The sequence below is a fragment of the Shinella sp. M27 genome, assembly GCF_049199905.1.
Lineage (GTDB): Bacteria > Pseudomonadota > Alphaproteobacteria > Rhizobiales > Rhizobiaceae > Shinella.
Genome location: NZ_JBLZPK010000007.1, coordinates 126,284 through 146,055 on the forward strand (window position 1 = coordinate 126,284; position 19,772 = coordinate 146,055).

The window sequence follows — 19,772 nt, forward strand, 5'->3', positions numbered from 1 at the left end:
CGTCATGACGGATCAAAAACCCCTGCTGGAAGCCCGGCAGGTGTTCAAGGGATTTTTCGGCAATCCCGTTCTGAAGGGCGTCGATATCGCCCTTCATCCGGGCAGGGTTCACGCCCTGCTCGGGGAGAACGGTGCGGGAAAATCCACGCTGATCAACCTTCTCTCCGGCGCTCTCCAGCCGGATAGCGGCACGATTGCCGTCGACGGCAGGCCGGTCGGGCGTTTCAGCCCGGCCGCCGCCCGCGCGGCCGGCATCGCCGTGGTGCAGCAGGAGCTGAGCCTCACGGCGGACCTGTCGATTGCGGAAAATATCGGGCTCGGCGCCTTCCCGCGCCGTTTCGGCCTGATCGACTATGCCGAACTGCATCGCGGCGTGCGTGACGTCTGCGCCATGGTCGGCCTCACCGAACCGCTCGATATGCCCGTCGCCGATCTCGCGCTCGGTCGGCGGCAGATGGTGGAGATCGCCAAGGCGCTCTATCGCAAGCCGCGCGTTCTGATCCTCGACGAGCCGACCTCCTCGCTCTCGGCGCATGAGGCGGGCATTCTTGCCGGTCTCATCGAGACCCTGCGCGATCGCGGCACGGCGCTTCTCTATATTTCCCATCGCCTTAACGAGGTTCAGGCGCTCTGCTCCCACGTCACGGTGCTCAAGGACGGCGGCGTCACGGCGGACCAGTCGCTGTCGGGCATCGACGGCGAGGGGCTGGTGCGCCTGATGGTCGGCCGCGAGACAGGTGATCTCTTCCCGCCGCGTGCCGCCGCCAATCCCGGCGCGTTGCGCATCCATGTCGAAGGCTTTTCCGCCGGTCTCGTGCGCGATATCGGCTTTTCCGGCCGGGCCGGCGAGATCGTCGGCATCGGCGGCCTGGTGGGGCAGGGGCAGGAAGACCTGCTGCTCGGGCTCTACGGCGCCATTTCCGCGAGAGCGGACAAGGCGGAGGTCTCCGGCAAATCGGGCCTGCCGGCCCATGTCGGTGCGGCGAACGCTGCCGGCCTCGTCTATGTGCCGGCCGACCGTAAACATGAGGGGCTGGTCCTGCCCCATTCCATCGCGTCCAACCTGATCCTCCCCTCGCTTGGACGCCTTGCCCGCAACGGTTTTCGCGATCGTGCGGCTGAAACCGGGCTGATCGCCGAGCTTGCCAGACGGCTCACCATCAAGGGCGACGTCGCCCGTCCCGTCCAGGCGCTTTCCGGCGGCAATCAGCAGAAGGTCGCGCTTGCCAAATGGCTGCCGCTCGATCCGTCCGTGCTGCTGCTCAACGATCCGACGCGCGGCGTCGACATCGAGACCAAACGGGAAATCTACCTGATGCTGCGCGGCTTTGCCGCCGAAGGGCGGCTCGTCATCATCGCCAGCTCCGATACGCCGGAGCTCGTCCATCTCTGCGACCGCGTCGTGGTGCTGCGCGAGGGACGCGTCGCTGCCGAGTTGGCAGGCGAGGCGATCAGCGAAGAGGCCATCGTCGGCGCGGCCATGGGCATCGACAGAAAGGGAGCGGCCGCATGAGCGCTGTTTCGTCCTCCTCATGGCTTTATGGCGCCATCCAGCGCCGCCGCAATCGCGGTCTCGGCGGACTCTATCTCGTCGTCGCCGCCTTTCTCATCCTCTATGCCGTGCTGTTTCCGGGCATCCTGTCGGTCGGCGGTTTCTCGAAATTCACGCAGAACTGGTTTCCGCTCGCGCTGGTGACGATGGCGCAGGCGCTGCTGATGCTGAATGGCGGCATCACGCTCGCCATCGGCCCGCTCGTCAGCCTCGGCGCCGTCATCGCCGCCACGACCATGGACGGTGTGTTTGGCGTGCCCGGCGGTATCGTCGCCGTCGCGTTGACCGGCCTTGCCATCGGTGCCGTCATCGGTGCAATCGTTGCGCATCTGAGACTGCCTGCGATCATCGTCACGCTGGCCGGCTCCTTCATCATCACCGGCGTCGCGCTGATCCTGCTGCCGCGTCCCGGCGGCTTCATTCCCGGCTGGCTGTCGAACATGCTGGCCGGCCACACGCCCGTCGCCTTCCTGCTGCTCGTCGTCGTGCTGGTTGCGTGGAAGGCGTTCCTCGCCACCCCGCTCGGCCTCGGCATCTACGCGGCCGGCGACAACCCGGTCGGGGCTTTCCGCTCCGGCGTGCCGGTGGAGCGGGCGAAGATCGTCGCCTTCGCTTTGTCGGGCCTGCTCACGGCGCTCGCCGGCCTCTTCGTCGCGGCTCAGACGGGCTCGGGCGATCCCGTCATCGGCGCGCCCTTCACGCTGAATTCCATTGCGGCCGCCGTGCTCGGCGGCGTCGGGTTCCTCGGCGGCAAGGGCACGATGCGCGGGGCGATCTGCGGCAGTCTGCTGCTTTCCGTCATGATCAACGTGATGTTCTTCCTCGGCTTTCCGCCGGTCGCGCAATACATCGCGCAGGGCCTGATCATCGTCGGCGCCGTCGCGGTGCCGGAGCTTCTGAAAGCATGGAGGGCAAAGCGTTGAGCGCCGTGAAATCCATCTTCCGCAATCCGCCGCTGCTCACCTTCGTTCTGGTGGCGCTCGTCTGGCTTATCGCCGGCCTCACCCTGCGCGGTTTCGGCGCCTATGGGCACCTGCGCTATCTGCTGGAGCTTGCCGCCGTCATCGGCATTGCCGCCGCGGGCCAGACACTGGTCATCCTGATGGGCGGCATCGATCTCTCGGTCGGCGCCATCATCACGGTGACGGCGATCCTGCTGCCGCTGATCTCGCCCGCCTGGGATCCGACCGGCCTCGTCGGCATTGCGCTGGCGCTCGCCATCGCCACCGGCATCGGTTTCCTCAATGGCGCGGGGGCGGCCTATCTGCGCGTGCCGCCGATCATCATGACGCTCGCCATGGCGACCTTCCTGCAAGGTCTGCTCGTCGTCGTCGCCGGCGGCAGCGCCGTCACGGTCAGCAATCCCGCCGTCATCCTGCTCGGCCAGGCCCGGCCGCTCGGTGTTCCCTCCGGCGTTCTGCTCTGGCTCGTCGTCTCGGCCGTCGTGCTGGCCCTCATCCACCGTATGCCCATTGGCGCGCGTTTCCTCGCCATCGGCGCCAATCCGCTGGCCGCCCGCCTTTCCGGTGTCAGCCTGACGCGCAACACGCTGATCCTCTACGCGCTCTCCGGCTTTTTCGCGGGCCTTGCCGGCATCCTGGTGCTCGGCATGAACCGGCAGGGTTATGTCGGCATTGGCGATCCCTATCTCCTGACGTCGATCGCCGCCGTGGTGCTCGGCGGCACCTCCATCCTCGGCGGGCGCGGCACCTATGCCGGCACCATTCCGGGCGCGATCCTTCTGGTCACGACGACTGCGCTCATCACCGTCGTCAACGCATCGCCCGGCTGGCGTTCCATCATGTTCGGCACGCTGATCCTGGCACTGCTGCTCGTTTCCGGCCGTGAGGCGCGGCGATGACGGAGCGTTATAGCGGGCCGGTCATCGACCCGCACCACCATCTCTGGGACCTGTCGCTCGGCCGCCATCCCTGGCTGGAAAAGGCGCGGGCGACGGGCGGCGAGATGGTCTATGGCAGCCTCGCGCCAATCCTGCGGGACTACGGCGTCGAAGATTATCGCCGGGATGCGGCAAACCAGAACATCGTCGCTACGGTGCATGTCGAGGCCGGCTGGTCCGATGCGCATCCGCTGGAGGAAAGCCGCTGGCTCGGCGGTCTCGACCGCAGCAGCGGCGTGGCCAGCCGCTTTATCGCTCGCGTGCCGCTCGACAGTCCCGATGCCATCGGGCTGATCGCAGCGGAGGCGGCCAATCCTCATGTCGTCGGCATCCGCGATATCGTCAGCTGGCATGCGGAACAGTCGAAAAGCTTTGCCCCGCGCGCCCATCGTATGGCCGATCCCGTCTGGCGGGCCGGCCTTGCCGAACTCTCCCGCCATGGCCTCGTCTTCGACCTGATGCTCTACCCTGCGCAGATGGGCGAGGCGCTCGATCTCGTGCGCGCCTTTCCCGAAACGCTCTTCGTGCTCAACCACGGCGGCAGCCCGGCCGACCGTGACGCGGCCGGCATGGTGATCTGGCGCAGCGGCCTGCGGGCACTGGGCCGGGAGCCGAATGTGCGGTTGAAGATTTCCGACCTCGTCGCCTATGACAATGACTGGACGCTGGAAAGCCTGTCGCCGGTCATCGAGCATTGCCTCGACTGCTTCGGTCCATCGCGTGCGATGTTCGCCAGCGATTTCCCGGTTGCCGGCCTCCATGCTTCCTTCGATGAGATCTACGACGTTTTCCGAACGCTGGCCGCGCCGCTTTCGCTCGATGAGCAGCAGGCCCTGTTCTTCACCACCGCCAATGAAACCTACCGTCTCGAACTGGCCGCACCCGCCGCGGCCAAGGGAGAACTGCATGTCTGACCTTCACGCCGCCGATATCCTGCTCGACGACCGCATTCGCGGCTTTCCGCCGGGCCACGCGGCCCTGCCGCTCCAAGCGATCGGCCGGCAAGGCTGGAAGCCGTTCGATGGAAAAATGGCGCTGCCGCTGATCTCGCTCGATCAGTCGGCCTTTGCTGGCAACGTTGCGGCGATGATGGCCTATGTGAAGAGCCACGGCGTCGAGATCGCGCCGCACGCCAAGACGCCGATGTCCACCGCCTTGTCCGCCGCGCTGCTCGCCGCCGGCGCCTGGGGCACGACGGTGGCCGATATCCGTCAGGCCGCCGTGCTGCTGAAGGCCGGCCAGCGCCGGCTGATCCTGGCCAACGAGATCGGCGGCCACGCCGCCGCCTGCCGGCTGGCTGGACTGCTCGCCCATTATCCAGATGCCGAACTGCATATCTTCGTCGATTCCACGCCGCTCGCCGCGGCGCTACGCGATGCCTGGCAATCGCGCAATGACCTTCCGCCGCTGGGCCTGATGGTCGAGCTCGGCGCCGGCCGCGCCGGTGCCCGCAGCATCGAAGCGGCGACGGAGATCCTGGACGTCATCCTCGCCGCCGAGAGCGCGGCCTTCCGCCTCTCCGGCGTGGCCGCCTATGAGGGTGCCGCCGCGACGGTGGATGCCGGGGAGACGCTTGCCCGCATCGACGGGCTGATGGAGCTTACGGCAAAATTCCTGCCGCAGGTTCGGGCGCGGGTCGGCAAGGATCGGCCGCTCCTTCTGACTGCCGGCGGCTCCGTTTTCTTCGACCGGGTCGTCGCCGGCCTCTCCGCAGCCGTTGCCGCCGATCCCGATTGCCGGCTTGTCCTGCGCAGCGGTGCGATCTTCTTCCACGATCACGGCATCTACGAACGCGGCCTTGCCGGCCTCGATGCGCGCGACGGGTTTCGCGTGGGGGCGGATGTCCGGTCTGCCGCGCAGGTGTTCAAGCCAGCGCTCCGGGTCTGGGCGGAGGTGCTGTCCCTGCCCGAACCGGGCCTTGCCATCTGCGGCATGGGCCTGCGGGACGTGGCGATCGACCAGGGTCTGCCGCGTCCACTCGCGCTCTATCGGGACGGGGCATTGCTTGCCGGTTTCACCGAGGCCGCCGTGCTGCGTCTTAATGACCAGCATGCCTTCGTGACACTCCCTGCGGGGGCCGATGTCGCCATCGGCGATGTCGTCGAATTCGGCATCTCGCATCCCTGCACCTGCCTCGACCGGCACGCCATCCTCTACGGCCTCTCGCCCGACCACACGGTCACGACGGCCTATCTCACCAGCTTCGGCTGATTACTCCTCCCAAGGCAAGAAAAGGAAAACACGTTATGATCCAGCGTTACCAGAAGGGGTCCCGCATGAGCCAGGCCGTCAGCTATGGCGGGCTCGTCTACATCGCCGGCCAGGTTGCGGAAGATCGCAAGGCTGGCATCGAGGGGCAGACGAGCGACGTGCTCGGCAAGATCGACGCCCTCCTGAAGGAAGCCGGCACGGACCGCTCGAAACTGTTGGCCGTCAATGTCTTCCTGCCCGCCATCGTCGATTTCGATGCGATGAACGGCGTCTACGATGCCTGGATCGATCCGGCAAACCCGCCGGCCCGCGCCTGCGTCGAGGCCCGCCTTGCCGATCCGGACCTGCGCGTCGAGATGACCGCCGTCGCGGCACTCTGAGGGGCTGCGATGCACAGCGGCCTCGTCAATCCGATCGACTTCGAAAGGGACGGCCGGCAGGCCGGGCATCTCGCCATCCCCTATTCGGTCGATCGCTCGCCCTATTACCAGATCCGCGTCCCGATCCTGCGCCTGAAAAACGGCGCTGGGCCGAGCCTGCTCCTGATGGCGGGCAATCATGGTGATGAATATGAGGGCGAGCTTCAGCTTGGCCGGCTGATGCGCCGGCTCGACGTATCGACGATGCGCGGGGCCGTCACCATCCTGCCGATGGCCAACCTGCCGGCCGTGATGGCGGCGAAGCGCTGCTCGCCCTTCGATGGCGGCAATCTCAACCGCGCCTTTCCGGGCGACCCCACGGGCACGCCGACGGCGCGCATGGCACATTTCCTCGAACACGATCTCTTCCCGCGGCATGACGCGGTGCTCGATCTGCATTCGGGCGGCACGTCCATGGCGCATCTCGCCTGCACGTTGATCGAGCGGCAGGCGGATGCCGCCCGCTTCGAGCGCTCTGTGGCGCTGATGCGGGCAATGGGTTCGGCCCATGCCTTCATCGCCGACAATGGTCCGGCAGCGCCGACCTCGATGGGTGCGGCCGGCCGTGTCGGCACGATCGGTCTTTCCGGCGAATTCGGCGGCGGCGGCACGGTGACGCCCGAGAGCATGGGCTTCACGGCGGCGGCGATCGACCGGTTGTTGATGGCGCTCGGCATTGTCGATGCGCCGCAGTTGTCGCGGGCGCCGCTCTCCCCGCCGCCTGCCCTGCAGCTTCTGTCGCTCGCGCGGCACAGCCAGGGCATCTATGCGAGCAGGCGCGGCTGGTTCGAGCCGGCGGTGCCGCTCGGCGCGCGGGTCACGGCCGGCGACCGTGCCGGCTGGTATCACGATCTCGAACGGCTGGACCTGCAGGAGGAGGAGCTACACTTTGCCGAGAGCGGCGTCGTCATTTCCCACCGCCTGCACACGGACAGCCAGGCCGGCGATTGCCTGATCCAGGTCGCCGAACCGATCGGCGGATAGGCGCTGGCGCGATCAGCCGATCGCGCCGACGGCCTCGCCCACCCAGTCGAGGCGCTTTGCCGGAATGAGCCCGTAGTTGTAGAAATTGACGCCGTCGGCGCCTGCGTCGACGGCGGCTTTCGCGCGTGCGGTGAGGATTTCGGGACCATCGACTTCCGGGTAGAAGACGCGTAGGCCAAGCCCGACGAACTTGTCCTCGCCGAGCATCGCCCGGCCGGCGCGAATGACCTCACCGATCGCCTCCGGTGTCATGTTGTAGCAGCAGAGGATCGCGCCGTCGCAGCGTTTGCCGACCTCGACGAGATCGACGCCGCCGAGCCAGGCATCCTTCAGGTCGATCAGCACGATGCGGGTCGCCGTATCGGCCGCGGCCTTGATCTCCTCGATCAGGCTCGTCACCGGCTCGAAGCGCCAAGTCAGGAAGGCATGCAGGTCCGGATGGGCGCGGAAGGCGTCGATGCCGGCTTCCGGGAAATCGGGGAACTGCTTTTCCGGCACGGCGCGCTCGCAAAGCTCGGCGATGAAGCGCGAGACGATTTTTTGCGCGCCTTCGATCGGTACGCCGGCCTTTTGCGCCCGTGTGGTGCAATGGTCGCAGAAGCAGAGAGAGAGCAGGAAATCGTCCTCGGCGTTCAGGCCGACGCCGTCCTTCTCATGATGGTGCTCATGCGCGAAGCCCATGAAGTTCGGGCTTTCGAGCTCCAGCATGTCGGGCTTGTAGTTCGTGGTGATATCGCGCACCAGCGTCACGACATAGTCGCGCGCCGCCGGGCTCGACGGGCAGAGATTGTAGGTGTTGGCATTGCCGAAAGCGTTGCGCGTCACGTGATCGGGATGCAGCAGGCCGAGCCGGCTGTTGTGCAGGCAGACCGTCCAGCACGAGACGGCGAGGCCGGTTTCCGCGCGGGCCTTGGTCAGCGCCTCGAGCATGTCGCCGCGCTCGACCGTGTTCTGCGCCATCAGCGGCTGGATCGTCTTGCCTTGCCAGAGCGTGTCGTCCGGGCGGAAATAGACCGTGCCGTCCTCGGGGAAATAGGCTTTCTGCTGCGGGCTGCGCGGCTGGAGGAACCGGCCGGCATGATAGGACGTGGCAAGGCTTACCGTGTTGAGGCCGGCGCGGCCCTTGAGGTCGGCGGCAAGCGCCTCAAGCCCCTGGTCCTGAACGTCCCAGGGGTAGGTCCACATGGAAAGATGCATGATCGGCTCCCGTCAAATCTGTCCAGTTTATAGAACATGTGTCCATAATAGTGTCCAGCGGGATTTTTCCGTTTCAGCGGGCTGGCTTGCATTGCTGCAAGAATCGCGCGCCACGCTCCGTCACATCAGGTCAAGTGCGGGCGGTCTTTGGCGCCGCGCAGGCCTTCCGAAGCGCCCTGGTGGCATTTTCGACGCATTGGATGTCGCGAACCGGAGGGATTCCTCGCAAGAGGCGGCGTAGCTTCTCGTCATTGCAGGGGCTTGCGTTGACGCAAGCGGCCTGAAATATGCGCCGAGCCGTAAAAATTCGGCGGCACACAAGGGGATCGCCGGTGCTTGCCCCCGCATCGGCCGAACGCGAGAAACGAACCGATGAAAAGCCACGTCCTGACCGTATCCTGCCAATCGACCCGCGGCATCGTCGCCGCGATCACCGGCTACCTCGCCGAAAAGGGGTGCTACATCTCGGATTCGTCGCAGTTCGACGATCTCGAGACGGGCCTGTTCTTCATGCGCCTGACCTTCCTCAGCCAGGAAGGCGTGTCGGAAGACGACATCAAGGCCGGCTTCGCCCCCGTCGCCAAGAAATATGCGATGACCTGGCGTTTCAACGACAGCGACGAGCGCATGAAGGTGCTGCTGATGGTGTCGCGCTTCGGCCATTGCCTCAACGACCTGCTCTACCGCTGGAAGATCGGCGCCCTGCCGATCGAGATCGTCGGCGTCGTCTCCAACCACTTCGATTACCAGAAGGTCATCGTCAATCACGATATCCCCTTCCACCACATCAAGGTGACGAAGGAGAACAAGCCGCAGGCGGAAGCCCGCCTGATGGAGGTGGTCGAGCAGTCCGGTGCCGAGCTCATCGTTCTCGCCCGCTACATGCAGGTGCTCTCGGATGCCGTCTGCAAGAAGATGTCGGGTCGCATCATCAACATCCACCACTCGTTCCTGCCGTCGTTCAAGGGTGCCAACCCCTACAAGCAGGCTTTCGAGCGTGGCGTGAAGCTGATCGGTGCGACGGCGCATTACGTCACCGAGGATCTCGACGAAGGTCCGATCATCGAGCAGGACGTCGCCCGCATCACGCATGCGCAGTCGCCGGACGATTATGTCTCTATCGGCCGCGACGTGGAGAGCCAGGTTCTGGCGCGCGCCGTGCACGCCCATATCCACCACCGCGTCTTCATGAACGGCAACAAGACCATCGTCTTCCCGCCGTCGCCGGGCTCCTATGCATCCGAGCGCATGGGCTGATAGACACTGCATGAAATGAAAAAGCCGGCGTTTCCGCCGGCTTTTTTGTTGGTCTCAGAGGCCGAAGGCGTCCTTGAACTGATACCACCAGGAACCGATGGTCGAGTACTGCGCCCGGAACATACGGCCGCCGGGGAACGGGATCCAGGGCAGTTTTTCGAACTGGCTGAAGCGCGAGAGGTCGCCATGGATCGCTTCGCTCAGGATCTTGCCGAACAGATGCGAGCCGGTGACGCCGTGGCCGCTATAGCCGTGGGCGAAATAGGTGTTCTTGCCGATCTTGCCCATCTGCGGCACGCGCGAGAAGGACAGTGCGAAGTTGCCGCTCCAGGCATAGTCGATCTTCACGCCCTTCAGCGACGGGAAGACCTTTTCGAGGTTCGGGCGGATTTTTGCCCGTACGTCGGCCGGGTCGGTGCCGCCATAGACGGTGCCGCCGCCGAAGATCATGCGCTTGTCGGCCGACAGGCGGAAATAATCGAGGATATAGCGCACGTCCTCGACACACATGTCGCTCGGGATCAGCGCATCGGCGCGGTCGCCGAGCGGTTCGGTGGCGACCATCTGGGTCGAGACCGGCATGACGCGCGAGACGAGTTTCGGCACGACATGGCCGAGATAGGCATTGCCGCAAATGACGGCGGTGTTGGCCGTGACGCGGCCCTTGGCCGTGTGGATGACCGGCTTTTCGGCGTCATGCTCGACGCGGATGACCGGTGACTGCTCATAGATCACGCCGCCGAGTGATTCGAGTGCTGCCGCCTCGCCGAGCGTCAGGTTGAGCGGGTGCATGTGACCGCCGGTCGTGTCCAGCATGCCGCCGATATAGGCGTCGGTCTTCACCAGCTTCTGGATCGCCGCCTTGTCCAGCATCTGGTGGTCGTCCATGCCGTAGCTCTTCCAAAGGGCCTTCTTGTGCTCGAGGTCCTTCATATGGGCGGGCGTATAGGCGGCGTAGATGTTGCCGGTCTTCATGTCGCAGTCGATGTTGTACTGCGAGACGATGCGGCGGATGATCTTGCCGCCTTCCTGCACGAGGCCGCCGACGAAGGCGCCGGCCTGGTCGCCGTAGCGGCGCTTGATCGTGTCGAGGCTGGCGTTCAGGCCGTTGACAATCTGACCGCCGTTGCGGCCGGATGCGCCCCAGCCGATGCCCGCACCCTCGACCATCACGACCTTGTAGCCCTTTTCGGCGAGGTGGATGGCGGTCGACAGGCCGGAATAGCCGGCGCCGAGCACGGCGACGTCGGCCGTTACCGCGCCCTCCAGCACTTTCGGCGTGCGGATGATGTTTCTGGAGGCAGCGTAGTAGCTGTCGGGATAGGCGCCGTTACCGGCATAGGACTGGGTGTTGGCCATCAGACGATTTCCAGGTAGGCGCTGAATTCGAAGTCGGTCACCTGTTCGGCGAAACCGGCGAGTTCCTGCCGCTTGCAGGCGATCAGCATGGAGCGGAGATCCGCGTCGAAGATTTCCGAGATGATCGGGCCGTTCTCGAAGGCGGTGACGGCAGAACCCCATTCCGAGGGGATGCGCGGCAGCTGCGAGAGATAGGCGCGGCCCGAGACGGGTGCCGGCGGCTCCCACTTGTTGCGGATGCCGACCAGCGCCGCACCCAGGATGGCGGCCATGACGAGATACGGATTGGCGTCCGCGCCGGCGACGCGGTGCTCGATACGCCGCGCCTTGTTGCTGCCGCCGGGAATGCGGATCGCCGCGGTGCGGTTTTCGTAGCCCCAGGAGACGGAGGTCGGCGCATGCGTATCGGGCCGCAGGCGGCGGTAGGAGTTGAAATGCGGCGCAAACAGCAGCGTCGATTCCGCCATGCCGCGCGTCAGGCCGGCGACGGCGTGTTTCATGATGTCGGAGCCTTCGGCCGTGCCGTCGTCGAAGACGTTGTTGCCGTCCTCGTCGATCAGGCTGAAATGCATGTGCATGCCGCTGCCCGAGCGCATGCCGTAGGGCTTGGCCATGAAGGTGGCGGCAAAGCCGTGTTTGCGCGCGATGCCCTTGACGATGCGCTTGAAGAACAGCGCGTCGTCGGCGGCCTTCAACGGATCGTCTGAGTGCATGAGGTTGATTTCGAACTGGCCGATGCCGTTTTCGGCGACCGCCGAATCCGCCGGCACGTTCTGCCGCTCGCATTCCGCATAGACGTCGGAGAAGAACTGGCCGAAATCGTCCAGCTCATCGATCGACAGGATGGCGTCGGAATCGAGGCGCTTGCCGGTATAGGGCGAGATCGGCGGCTGGGCGTGGTCGGGCTCGGCGTCGATCAGGTAGAATTCCATCTCCGAGGCGACGACGGGGCGAAGGCCGAGTTCATGATACTGGCGCACGATATTGGCGAGTGCCTGGCGCGGATCGGCCAGGAACGGCTCGCCGCTCTCCTTGAACAGCCAGAGCGGTACGACGGCGGACGGCTTCAGCGTCCAGCTGACGGGGAGCGCCCCGCGGCCGGTCGCCGCACAGATGCCGTCCATGTCGCCCGAGGCGAAGACGTGGCTGGAGCCGACGATATCCTCGCCCCAGACGTCGACGCCGACGATGGACAGCGGCATGCGGATGCCGCCCTTCAGCACCTTCTCCGCCTGTCCGACGGGCACGCGTTTGCCGCGCAGAATGCCGTTCAGGTCGCAGACGACGGCTTGAATGCTTTCCACGCCATCGGCGCTGATCAGCCACTCGGAATCTTCGCTCAGAGCCATGGGTCCCTTCCCTATCACATAATTATTTTTGTGATCACATTTTCAAAATATGCACACTTTCTTGTCGCCGGTCAAGCTGCTAGAACCTGTCACTAAGGATAGGTTAGCAACGAACAGCCTGTCACAGGAGGCATGGATTGGGCAATTTGGCGCTGGAACCGCTGGACCGACCGGACGGCATGACGACGCATGAATATGCGCATCGGCGCCTGCGCCAGGCCATCATGGTCGGCTCGATCCGGCCAGGCGAATCGCTGACCATCCGTGGCATTGCCGAGGCGATGGAAAGCAGCCCCACGCCGGTGCGCGAGGCGCTGCGCCGTCTCTCGTCGGAAGGGGCGCTGCGCGTGCTCGACAACCGCCGCATCATGGTGCCGCGCATGACCGCGGATCGTTTCAGCGAACTCGTCTCTTTGCGCTCCGTGCTGGAGCAGCATGCCGCCCGCCGCGCCGTGCCGCACATCACCGAGCGCTGTATCGACAGGCTCGAGGAAGTCGACCGGGCGCAGGACGAGGCGATCGCGCGCAAGGACAACGCGGCCGCGCTGCTCCTGAACCAGGAATTCCATCGCACGCTCTATTCCGCCAATCCCGAGCAGGTGATCATGCCGATGGTGGAGAGCATCTGGCTCCAGCTCGGTCCCTTCCTGGGCATCGCCATGGAACATGTCGCGCAGCTCTATTTCGTCGACCGCCATCAGGAGGCGATCGCCGCCCTGCGCAAGCGCGACGAGGATGCGGTGGCGGCGGCCATCAAGGCCGATATTTCCGAAGGCATCGGCGGTTTCGAACGCACAGCGATCGAAAACCTGCTGCGGCTGGCCGGTCAGTAGGCCTGTTCGACCGCGACGGCATCGCCGGATGCGATCCGGCCCGTTGTGACGACCTTTGCCAGAACGCCGAAGCCGCCGCCGCCGTGTTTGGCGATGGCGTGCAGCACATCCTTGTCGAAGGGGATGTCCGGCTGTCCGAGCGCCGTGAAGGCACAGCGCGTGCAGGGCTCGGTGATCTCGACAACCGCATTTCCGACGGTCAGCCGCTTTCCGATGAGGCGTTGCTCTACGAAATCAATGTCCCCCGCATCGGTCTCGACCAAGATGTTGGGCCTGAAGCGCCTCGTATCGATGACCGCCGCGGGCAGCAGTGCCTGCAAGCGGGCAAGCGACCCGGTCGTCAGGATATGCAGGTGACCGCGATCATAGCGTGGTGCCGCATTCGTCTCGCCGAAACGCCGGAAGCGCACCGGAAAATCCAGATGGTCCGACGCGACCCGGTCGGCATCCGGGGAGGGCACGGCATGCCAGGCGGCGCCATCGTGGCTGACCTGCGGTCCGTCGGCCGCCATCCGTGATCGCAGCCCCGGCACGGGCCGCCAGCGCCGCTCGCTCTCGGGGGCCGCGACATCCGTGCCGCCGGCATCGAACAGGCCCCATTGCCGGTCGCCGGCAACGCCCGTGTCGTCGAGATCGACGGTCTGGAGCCGTTCGCCGGTCAGCGAGCTGACCGGATAGCGCCAGAGTTCCCGTACCGTACCGAGCTGCATGCCGTTTCTCCCCGTCCATAACAGCGTGAAGCTAGCCGTCCGGCCGCGGACTGTCGATCTACCTTCCTTGATGTCGCTTTGACGCAAGCAAGCGTCTTGCATCCGCCGTTCGGGCCATGCAATGGATCACGACATGTGAATGTGGAATATGGGGCAGCACATGAAGACGGATGTCATAGTTCTCGGCGCAGGCGTGATCGGCATTTCGACCGCCATCCATCTGGCGCGACGCGGCAAGTCGGTGGTGCTCGTCGACCGGCGTGGCGCCGCCGAAGAGACATCCTACGGCAATGCCGGCCTCATCCAGCGCGAGGGCGTCTTCCCCTATGGCTTCCCGCACGATTTCGGCGCGCTGTTCCGCTATGCGCTGAACAATACCATCGACGCGCATTACCACCCCTCGGCGATCCCGGGCATCATTCCGTTCCTCGCCCGCTACTGGTGGCATTCCGGCTTCCGCCAGCACCAGAGCATCGCCCATCTCTATGCGCCGCTCCTCGAGAACTCGATTTCCGAACATGCCGACCTGATCGCAGCCTCCGGTGCCGAGGACCTCATCCGCAAGGACGGCTGGATGAAGGTTTTCCGGTCTGAGAAGGCGCGTGATGCGGCTTACGCCGAGGCTGAAAAACTCTCGGCCAATTTCGGCGTCAACCACCAGAAGCTGACGACGGCGGAAGTGGCGCAGATGGAGCCCTCCATCCGCGCGGAGCTGACCGGCGGCCTGCGCTGGACCGATCCGTGGTCGATCCTCGATCCGCAGAGCCTGATGAAGCGTTATCTCGCCTATTTCCAGTCGCTCGGCGGCCAGTTGAAGTCCGGCGATGCGGCGACCATCGAACATGTGCTGGAAGGCGAAGGCTGGCGTATCGCCACCCCCGAGGGGCCGCTGGAGGGCAAGGAAGTCGTCGTGGCGCTCGGCCCCTGGGCTGATACCGTCACGCGCAAACTCGGCTATCACTTCCCGCTCGCCGTCAAGCGCGGCTACCACATGCATTATGGCGCCGGGGAGGGCGCGAAGCTCAACAACTGGGTGCTCGACGCGGAACGCGGTTATTTCCTGGCGCCGATGCAGCGCGGCATCCGCCTGACCACGGGCGCCGAATTCGCGCGGCGTGATACGCGCAAGACCCCGGTGCAACTGCGCCGCGCCGAAAAGGTGGCGCGTGAATTCTTCCCGCTCGCCGAGCGCCGCGACGAAGAGCCGTGGATGGGCTGCCGCCCCTGCACGCCCGACATGATGCCCGTCATCGGCAAGGCCCCCCGCCATTCCGGCCTGTGGTTCGCCTTCGGCCACGCCCATCACGGCATGACGCTCGGCCCCATCACCGGCCGCGTGCTGGCGGAAAAGATGCTGGGCGAGCGCACGGTGATCAATATCGGTCCCTACCGACCGGAACGCTTCATCGCTTAACGGCGGATTCGCGTCGATAGGATGATCGACGACAGCGTGCGTTCCACGCCGTCGATCGCCCCGATGCGGTCGATAAGATGGTCGAGCTCAGCGATCGAGGCCGCCTCGACGACGGCGATCAGGTCGAAGCTGCCGCTTACCGAATGCAGCGTGCGCACGGCGGAAATGGCGTGCAGCTCCGTGGTGATGCGCGCCAGCGTCTTCGGCGCGATGGTGATGAGCACATGGGCCTTCACCATGCCGCTTTCATAGGCGTCGGACAGTTTCACGCCATAGCCGGCAATCACGCCATCCCGTTCCAATCGATCGATCTTCGCCTGCACGGTCGTGCGGGACAGCCCGAGCTTGCGGGCGATGGTCGCGGTCTGCTCGCGGGCGTTCTCGCTGAGGATGGAGAGAAGCTCGCGATCCTTGGCGCCTAGCGTCGAAATGCTCATTTTTACCGTCATTCTGCCGATATCGATGATTGATTATGCCAGATATGGCGCTTTAAATCGACAGTCATTCCTCTCAAAATAAGCGCATCAATTCATGCCGGAGGGAAATCACATGAAGGACATCGTCGTCATCGGCGCAGGCAAGATCGGCTCGACCATCGCGCGCATGCTGGCTCACAGCGGGGATTACCGCGTCACCGTCGCGGACCGTTCGGAAGAGCAGCTTGCCGGCATCGAAAGCCATGCTGCCGTCACGACCAAGGTCGTTGACATCGCCGACGCTGCCGCGATGAAGGCCCTTCTGACCGGCAAGTTCGCCGTTCTCTCGGCCGCCCCCTACCACCTGACGGTCGCTATCGCCGAAGCAGCTGCTGCCGCAGGCGTGCACTATCTCGACCTCACGGAAGACGTCGAATCCACCCGCCAGGTCAAGCGCATCGCCGAAACCGCCAAGACGGCTTTCATTCCGCAGTGCGGCCTCGCACCGGGCTTCATCTCCATCGTCGCCAACGATCTCGCCAGCCGCTTCGACACGCTCGATAGCGTGCGCATGCGCGTCGGTGCCCTGCCGCAGTACCCGTCCAACGCTCTGAACTACAACCTGACCTGGAGCACGGACGGCGTCATCAACGAATATATCGAGCCCTGCGAAGCCATCGTCGAAGGCGCGCTGATCGAGGTTCCGGCGCTCGAAGAGCGTGAAGAATTCTCGCTCGACGGCGTCACCTACGAAGCCTTCAACACGTCGGGCGGCCTCGGCACGCTCTGCGAGACGCTGAAGGGCAAGGTTCGCACGCTGAACTACCGCACGATCCGCTACTCCGGCCACGCCGCCATCATGAAGGCGCTGCTCAACGACCTGGGTCTCCGTCATCGCCGCGAAGTCCTCAAGGACATCTTCGAAAACGCCCTGCCGACCACCACGCAGGACGTCGTCATCATCTTCGTGACCGTTTCGGGCCGCAAGAACGGCCGCCTGATCCAGGAAACCTACGCCAACAAGGTCTACAGCGCCCCAGTTGCCGGCGCCCTGCATTCCGCCATCCAGATCACCACCGCAGGCTCGATCTGCGCCGTGCTCGACATGCTGGCCGACGGCTCGCTGCGCGCCGAAGGTTTTGTCCGCCAGGAAGAAATCGCCCTCGACGCCTTCCTTGCCAACCGCTTCGGCCACTACTACGCCCAGGAACACCGCGGCGCCCACGCCGCCTGATTTCCAAACACTTCAGACGCCTCGGCTCCAAAAGGGCCGGGGCGTTTTCGCATCTGTGGCCCAAAGCCGCGGGGAAGAGAGAAGAACGCCACAAGGCGCGCAGACATAAAAATGGGGCCTCTTACGAGGCCCCTTTTCTTTTGCCTGATCGTCTTTGCGCGGCTCAGGCGAGCTTTGCGCAGGCGTCCGCGATGCGCTTCAGCGCTTCCGTCAGTTCCGCTTCCGACGTGGCGTAGGAGATGCGGAAATAGGGCGAGAGGCCGAAGGCGGAGCCGGGCACGACGGCGACGTTTGCGTCTTCGAGGAGATAATCCGTGAAGTCGCTGTCGGCGTCGATGCGCTTGCCCTTGGGCGTCGTCTTGCCGATCACGCCGGCGCAGCCGGAGAAGGTGTAGAAGGCACCTTCCGGGGTGCGGCAGGCAAGGCCGGGAATGGCGTTCAAGGCCGAGACGACGAGGTCGCGGCGGTGCTTGAAGCTTGCCTGGCGGTCCTTCAGAAATTCCTGCGGGCCGTTCAGCGCTTCCACGGAAGCTGCCTGACTGACGGAGGAGGGGCAGGAGGTCGCCTGGCTCTGGATCACCGCCATGGCCTTGATCAGCGCCTTCGGGCCGCCGGCATAGCCGATGCGCCAGCCGGTCATGGCATAGGCTTTCGAGACGCCGTTGATCGTCAGTGCGCGGCTTTTCAGGCGCGGCTCGATGGCGACGGGGGTCACGAACTTGAAGCCGTCATAGACGATGTGCTCGTACATGTCATCGACCATCAGCCAGACATGCGGGTGCTTCAGGAGCACGTCGAGCAGTGGGCGGTAGTCCGCTTCGCTGTAGGCGGCGCCCGAGGGGTTCGACGGCGAGTTGAAGAGCACCCAGCGGGTCTTCGGCGTGATCGCCTTTTCCAGCTGTTCGGCCTTGAGACGAAAACCGGCTTCCGCATCGCAGGGGATCAGCACCGGCACGCCGCCGCAGATTTCCACGATGTCGGAATAGGACGTCCAGTAGGGCGTCGGGATGATCACCTCGTCGCCCGGATTGACCGTCGCCATGAAGGCGTTGAACAGGATCTGCTTGGCGCCCGTCGCGACGGTGACTTCGTCGATCGCATAGTCGACGTTGTTTTCGCGCCGAAACTTCCCCGAGATCGCCTTCTTCAGCTCCGGCGTGCCGTCGAGCGCGGTGTATTTCGTATCGCCCCGGTCGATGGCGGCCTTGGCGGCGGTCTTGACGTTGTCGGGCGTATCGAAATCAGGCTCGCCGGCGCCGAGGATGATGACCGGCAGGCCTTCCTTCTTCATGGCAGAGGCGCGGGCGCCGATCTGCAGGATTTTGGAAACGCCGATGGCGGCGATACGCAAGGCGGGCGTAAAGCCCGCCTCCTCAACCTTGGTCTGGCTGTTCATATCGGCTTACTCGATGTCGAAGGAGACGCCCTGGGCGAGCGGCAGGGCCTTCGAGTAGTTCACCGTGTTGGTGGCGCGGCGCATATAGGCCTTCCAGGCATCGGAGCCGGATTCGCGGCCGCCGCCGGTTTCCTTTTCGCCGCCGAACGCGCCGCCGATTTCAGCACCGGACGTGCCGATGTTGACATTGGCGATGCCGCAGTCCGAACCGTCGGCCGAGAGGAAGCGCTCGGCTTCCTGAACGTTGAGCGTGAAGATCGACGAGGAGAGACCGGCCGAAACGGCGTTGTGGTCTTCCAGAACGGCGTCGAAGTCGGAATACTTCATGACGTAAAGGATCGGCGCGAAGGTCTCTTCGAGAACCGGGCCGGCCTGCTTCGGCATTTCGACGATGGCGGGCTTGACGTAGTAGGCCGTGTCCTTGCCGGCGTCTGCAACGCGCTCGCCGCCGGTGACGGAACCGCCGTCGGCCTTGGCGGCCGCCAGAGCCTTCTGCATGCCGTCAAAAGCCTGCTTGTCGACGAGCGGGCCGACGAGGGCCGAGGTTTCCAGCGGGTTGCCGACGGAAACGCTGGTGTAAGCCTTCTTCAGGCGCGGCACGAGCTGGTCGTAGACGCTGTCGTGCACGAAGAGGCGGCGCAGGGTGGTGCAGCGCTGGCCGGCGGTGCCCATGGCGCCGAAGGCGATGGCGCGCAGCGCCATGTCCAGATCGGCCGAGGGGCAGACGATGCCGGCATTGTTGCCGCCGAGCTCGAGGATCGAGCGGGCGAAACGCTTGGCCAGACGCGGGCCGACTTCCTTGCCCATGCGGGTGGAGCCGGTGGCCGAGACGAGCGCGACCTTGTGGTTGTCGACGAGGGCTTCGCCGATGGCGCGGTCGCCGATGAGGACCTGGCTGAGGTTTGCCGGAGCATCGCCGAAGCGGGCCAGCGCACGATCAAGGATCGCCTGGCAGGCAAGGCCGGTCAGCGGAGTCTTCTCGGAGGGCTTCCAGACGATGGAGTTGCCGGCGACGAGCGCGAGTGCGGCGTTCCACGACCAGACGGCGACCGGGAAGTTGAAGGCCGAGATGATGCCGACGACGCCGAGCGGGTGCCAGGTTTCCATCATGCGGTGGCCGGGACGTTCGGTGGCGATCGTCAGGCCGTAGAGCTGGCGGGAGAGACCGACGGCGAAATCGCAGATGTCGATCATTTCCTGCACTTCGCCGAGGCCTTCCGAGGTGATCTTGCCGGCCTCAATGGAAACGAGGCGGCCGAGATCGGCCTTGGAAGCGCGCAGTTCTTCGCCGAGCAGACGGACAAGTTCGCCGCGCTTGGGGGCCGGCACGAGGCGCCAGGCCTTGAAGGCTTCATGGGCGGCGTCGATGGCCTTGTCGGTCTCAGCGCCCGAGACGGTCTTCAGCTTGCCGATCTCTTCGCCGCTGACCGGGCTGAAGGAGGCCATGTCGCCACCCTGCCAGGCGCTGCGGGCAACGCCGAGCTTGTCGAGAAGGGCTTCGGTTTCCTTTTTCACGTCGACGTTCGTCATGGGGTAACTCC

General features: G+C 65.1%; 18 protein-coding genes. 11 read left to right on the forward strand and 7 right to left on the reverse strand.

Going from position 1 to position 19,772, the window contains the following annotated elements; all coding sequences use genetic code 11:
* Positions 1 to 4 precede the first annotated feature (4 nt).
* From ACOZK4_RS01790 to ACOZK4_RS01820, 7 genes are read left to right on the forward strand one after another with little or no spacing between them, the layout of a single operon-like run.
* On the forward strand, positions 5 to 1,513 hold the full coding sequence (locus tag ACOZK4_RS01790; protein ID WP_421590075.1) for a sugar ABC transporter ATP-binding protein: 1,509 nt from the start codon (positions 5 to 7) through the stop codon (positions 1,511 to 1,513).
* Positions 1,510 to 2,475 carry an ABC transporter permease gene (locus ACOZK4_RS01795; RefSeq protein ID WP_421590077.1) on the forward strand — a complete coding sequence of 322 codons (966 nt, stop codon included), beginning with the start codon at positions 1,510 to 1,512 and terminating at the stop codon, positions 2,473 to 2,475. Before ACOZK4_RS01790 ends, ACOZK4_RS01795 begins: the two co-directional genes overlap by 4 nt.
* Complete coding sequence (locus ACOZK4_RS01800) at positions 2,472 to 3,413, forward strand: ABC transporter permease (RefSeq protein ID WP_421590079.1); 942 nt, start codon at positions 2,472 to 2,474, stop codon at positions 3,411 to 3,413. The genes ACOZK4_RS01795 and ACOZK4_RS01800 overlap by 4 nt, the downstream gene beginning before the upstream one ends.
* Positions 3,410 to 4,366 (forward strand): amidohydrolase family protein, encoded by a 957-nt coding sequence (locus ACOZK4_RS01805; RefSeq protein WP_421590080.1) that lies wholly within the window; start codon positions 3,410 to 3,412, stop codon positions 4,364 to 4,366. The genes ACOZK4_RS01800 and ACOZK4_RS01805 overlap by 4 nt, the downstream gene beginning before the upstream one ends.
* Positions 4,359 to 5,663, forward strand: a complete 1,305-nt coding sequence (locus ACOZK4_RS01810) for an alanine racemase (protein WP_421590082.1) — start codon at positions 4,359 to 4,361, stop codon at positions 5,661 to 5,663. Before ACOZK4_RS01805 ends, ACOZK4_RS01810 begins: the two co-directional genes overlap by 8 nt.
* A gap of 35 nt (positions 5,664 to 5,698) precedes the next feature.
* Positions 5,699 to 6,043, forward strand: coding sequence for a RidA family protein (locus ACOZK4_RS01815; protein WP_421590083.1), 345 nt, complete (start codon positions 5,699 to 5,701; stop codon positions 6,041 to 6,043).
* 9 nt (positions 6,044 to 6,052) lie between these two features.
* Positions 6,053 to 7,066 carry a succinylglutamate desuccinylase/aspartoacylase family protein gene (locus ACOZK4_RS01820; protein ID WP_421590084.1) on the forward strand — a complete coding sequence of 338 codons (1,014 nt, stop codon included), beginning with the start codon at positions 6,053 to 6,055 and terminating at the stop codon, positions 7,064 to 7,066.
* A 12-nt stretch (positions 7,067 to 7,078) separates the two neighbouring features.
* Here the strand turns inward: ACOZK4_RS01820 and ACOZK4_RS01825 are convergent, their stop codons facing one another.
* On the reverse strand, positions 7,079 to 8,263 hold the full coding sequence (locus ACOZK4_RS01825) for a hypothetical protein (RefSeq protein ID WP_421590085.1): 1,185 nt from the start codon (positions 8,261 to 8,263) through the stop codon (positions 7,079 to 7,081).
* Between the two features lie 372 nt (positions 8,264 to 8,635).
* On the opposite strand from ACOZK4_RS01825, the gene purU reads away from it, so the two are divergent.
* Positions 8,636 to 9,520 (forward strand): formyltetrahydrofolate deformylase, encoded by an 885-nt coding sequence (purU, locus tag ACOZK4_RS01830; protein WP_313527043.1) that lies wholly within the window; start codon positions 8,636 to 8,638, stop codon positions 9,518 to 9,520.
* 54 nt (positions 9,521 to 9,574) lie between these two features.
* Here the strand turns inward: purU and ACOZK4_RS01835 are convergent, their stop codons facing one another.
* A complete protein-coding gene (locus ACOZK4_RS01835; RefSeq protein ID WP_421590086.1) occupies positions 9,575 to 10,879 on the reverse strand; it encodes an NAD(P)/FAD-dependent oxidoreductase in 1,305 nt (434 codons plus the stop codon).
* Entirely contained in the window at positions 10,879 to 12,228 is a 1,350-nt protein-coding gene (locus ACOZK4_RS01840; protein ID WP_421590087.1) for a glutamine synthetase family protein, read from the reverse strand. Before ACOZK4_RS01840 ends, ACOZK4_RS01835 begins: the two co-directional genes overlap by 1 nt.
* A gap of 179 nt (positions 12,229 to 12,407) precedes the next feature.
* On the opposite strand from ACOZK4_RS01840, the gene ACOZK4_RS01845 reads away from it, so the two are divergent.
* Positions 12,408 to 13,061: a GntR family transcriptional regulator gene (locus ACOZK4_RS01845; protein WP_199564248.1), complete on the forward strand. Its 654-nt coding sequence runs from the start codon at positions 12,408 to 12,410 to the stop codon at positions 13,059 to 13,061.
* On the opposite strand, the gene ACOZK4_RS01850 is transcribed toward ACOZK4_RS01845, so the two are convergent.
* Positions 13,055 to 13,771, reverse strand: coding sequence for an MOSC domain-containing protein (locus ACOZK4_RS01850; protein WP_421590088.1), 717 nt, complete (start codon positions 13,769 to 13,771; stop codon positions 13,055 to 13,057). The genes ACOZK4_RS01845 and ACOZK4_RS01850 overlap by 7 nt on opposite strands.
* Before the next feature lie 160 nt (positions 13,772 to 13,931).
* Here ACOZK4_RS01850 and ACOZK4_RS01855 point away from each other — a divergent pair, with 160 nt between their 5' ends.
* Positions 13,932 to 15,185: an NAD(P)/FAD-dependent oxidoreductase gene (locus ACOZK4_RS01855; protein ID WP_421590090.1), complete on the forward strand. Its 1,254-nt coding sequence runs from the start codon at positions 13,932 to 13,934 to the stop codon at positions 15,183 to 15,185.
* Here ACOZK4_RS01855 and ACOZK4_RS01860 read toward each other — a convergent pair.
* Entirely contained in the window at positions 15,182 to 15,622 is a 441-nt protein-coding gene (locus tag ACOZK4_RS01860) for an Lrp/AsnC family transcriptional regulator (RefSeq protein ID WP_298104087.1), read from the reverse strand. The genes ACOZK4_RS01855 and ACOZK4_RS01860 overlap by 4 nt on opposite strands.
* Before the next feature lie 112 nt (positions 15,623 to 15,734).
* Here ACOZK4_RS01860 and ACOZK4_RS01865 point away from each other — a divergent pair, with 112 nt between their 5' ends.
* Positions 15,735 to 16,835 carry a saccharopine dehydrogenase NADP-binding domain-containing protein gene (locus tag ACOZK4_RS01865; RefSeq protein ID WP_421590091.1) on the forward strand — a complete coding sequence of 367 codons (1,101 nt, stop codon included), beginning with the start codon at positions 15,735 to 15,737 and terminating at the stop codon, positions 16,833 to 16,835.
* A 163-nt stretch (positions 16,836 to 16,998) separates the two neighbouring features.
* Here ACOZK4_RS01865 and ACOZK4_RS01870 read toward each other — a convergent pair whose 3' ends face one another.
* Together ACOZK4_RS01870 and ACOZK4_RS01875 are read right to left on the reverse strand one after the other, a co-directional pair.
* Positions 16,999 to 18,231 (reverse strand): pyridoxal phosphate-dependent aminotransferase, encoded by a 1,233-nt coding sequence (locus ACOZK4_RS01870; protein ID WP_421590092.1) that lies wholly within the window; start codon positions 18,229 to 18,231, stop codon positions 16,999 to 17,001.
* A gap of 6 nt (positions 18,232 to 18,237) precedes the next feature.
* Positions 18,238 to 19,761 carry an aldehyde dehydrogenase family protein gene (locus tag ACOZK4_RS01875; RefSeq protein ID WP_421590093.1) on the reverse strand — a complete coding sequence of 508 codons (1,524 nt, stop codon included), beginning with the start codon at positions 19,759 to 19,761 and terminating at the stop codon, positions 18,238 to 18,240.
* Positions 19,762 to 19,772: the final 11 nt, after the last annotated feature.

What these genes read in the sequence shown, in the direction of transcription:
- ACOZK4_RS01790 (WP_421590075.1), top strand. Translation starts at nt 5, where the DNA reads ATGACGGATCAAAAACCCCTGCTGGAAGCCCGGCAGGTGTTCAAGGGA.
- ACOZK4_RS01795 (WP_421590077.1), top strand. Translation starts at nt 1,510, where the DNA reads ATGAGCGCTGTTTCGTCCTCCTCATGGCTTTATGGCGCCATCCAGCGC.
- ACOZK4_RS01805 (WP_421590080.1), top strand. Translation starts at nt 3,410, where the DNA reads ATGACGGAGCGTTATAGCGGGCCGGTCATCGACCCGCACCACCATCTC.
- ACOZK4_RS01810 (WP_421590082.1), top strand. Translation starts at nt 4,359, where the DNA reads ATGTCTGACCTTCACGCCGCCGATATCCTGCTCGACGACCGCATTCGC.
- ACOZK4_RS01815 (WP_421590083.1), top strand. Translation starts at nt 5,699, where the DNA reads ATGATCCAGCGTTACCAGAAGGGGTCCCGCATGAGCCAGGCCGTCAGC.
- ACOZK4_RS01820 (WP_421590084.1), top strand. Translation starts at nt 6,053, where the DNA reads ATGCACAGCGGCCTCGTCAATCCGATCGACTTCGAAAGGGACGGCCGG.
- ACOZK4_RS01825 (WP_421590085.1), bottom strand. Translation starts at nt 8,263, where the DNA reads ATGCATCTTTCCATGTGGACCTACCCCTGGGACGTTCAGGACCAGGGG.
- purU (WP_313527043.1), top strand. Translation starts at nt 8,636, where the DNA reads ATGAAAAGCCACGTCCTGACCGTATCCTGCCAATCGACCCGCGGCATC.
- ACOZK4_RS01835 (WP_421590086.1), bottom strand. Translation starts at nt 10,879, where the DNA reads ATGGCCAACACCCAGTCCTATGCCGGTAACGGCGCCTATCCCGACAGC.
- ACOZK4_RS01840 (WP_421590087.1), bottom strand. Translation starts at nt 12,228, where the DNA reads ATGGCTCTGAGCGAAGATTCCGAGTGGCTGATCAGCGCCGATGGCGTG.
- ACOZK4_RS01845 (WP_199564248.1), top strand. Translation starts at nt 12,408, where the DNA reads ATGACGACGCATGAATATGCGCATCGGCGCCTGCGCCAGGCCATCATG.
- ACOZK4_RS01850 (WP_421590088.1), bottom strand. Translation starts at nt 13,771, where the DNA reads ATGCAGCTCGGTACGGTACGGGAACTCTGGCGCTATCCGGTCAGCTCG.
- ACOZK4_RS01855 (WP_421590090.1), top strand. Translation starts at nt 13,932, where the DNA reads ATGAAGACGGATGTCATAGTTCTCGGCGCAGGCGTGATCGGCATTTCG.
- ACOZK4_RS01860 (WP_298104087.1), bottom strand. Translation starts at nt 15,622, where the DNA reads ATGAGCATTTCGACGCTAGGCGCCAAGGATCGCGAGCTTCTCTCCATC.
- ACOZK4_RS01865 (WP_421590091.1), top strand. Translation starts at nt 15,735, where the DNA reads ATGAAGGACATCGTCGTCATCGGCGCAGGCAAGATCGGCTCGACCATC.
- ACOZK4_RS01870 (WP_421590092.1), bottom strand. Translation starts at nt 18,231, where the DNA reads ATGAACAGCCAGACCAAGGTTGAGGAGGCGGGCTTTACGCCCGCCTTG.
- ACOZK4_RS01875 (WP_421590093.1), bottom strand. Translation starts at nt 19,761, where the DNA reads ATGACGAACGTCGACGTGAAAAAGGAAACCGAAGCCCTTCTCGACAAG.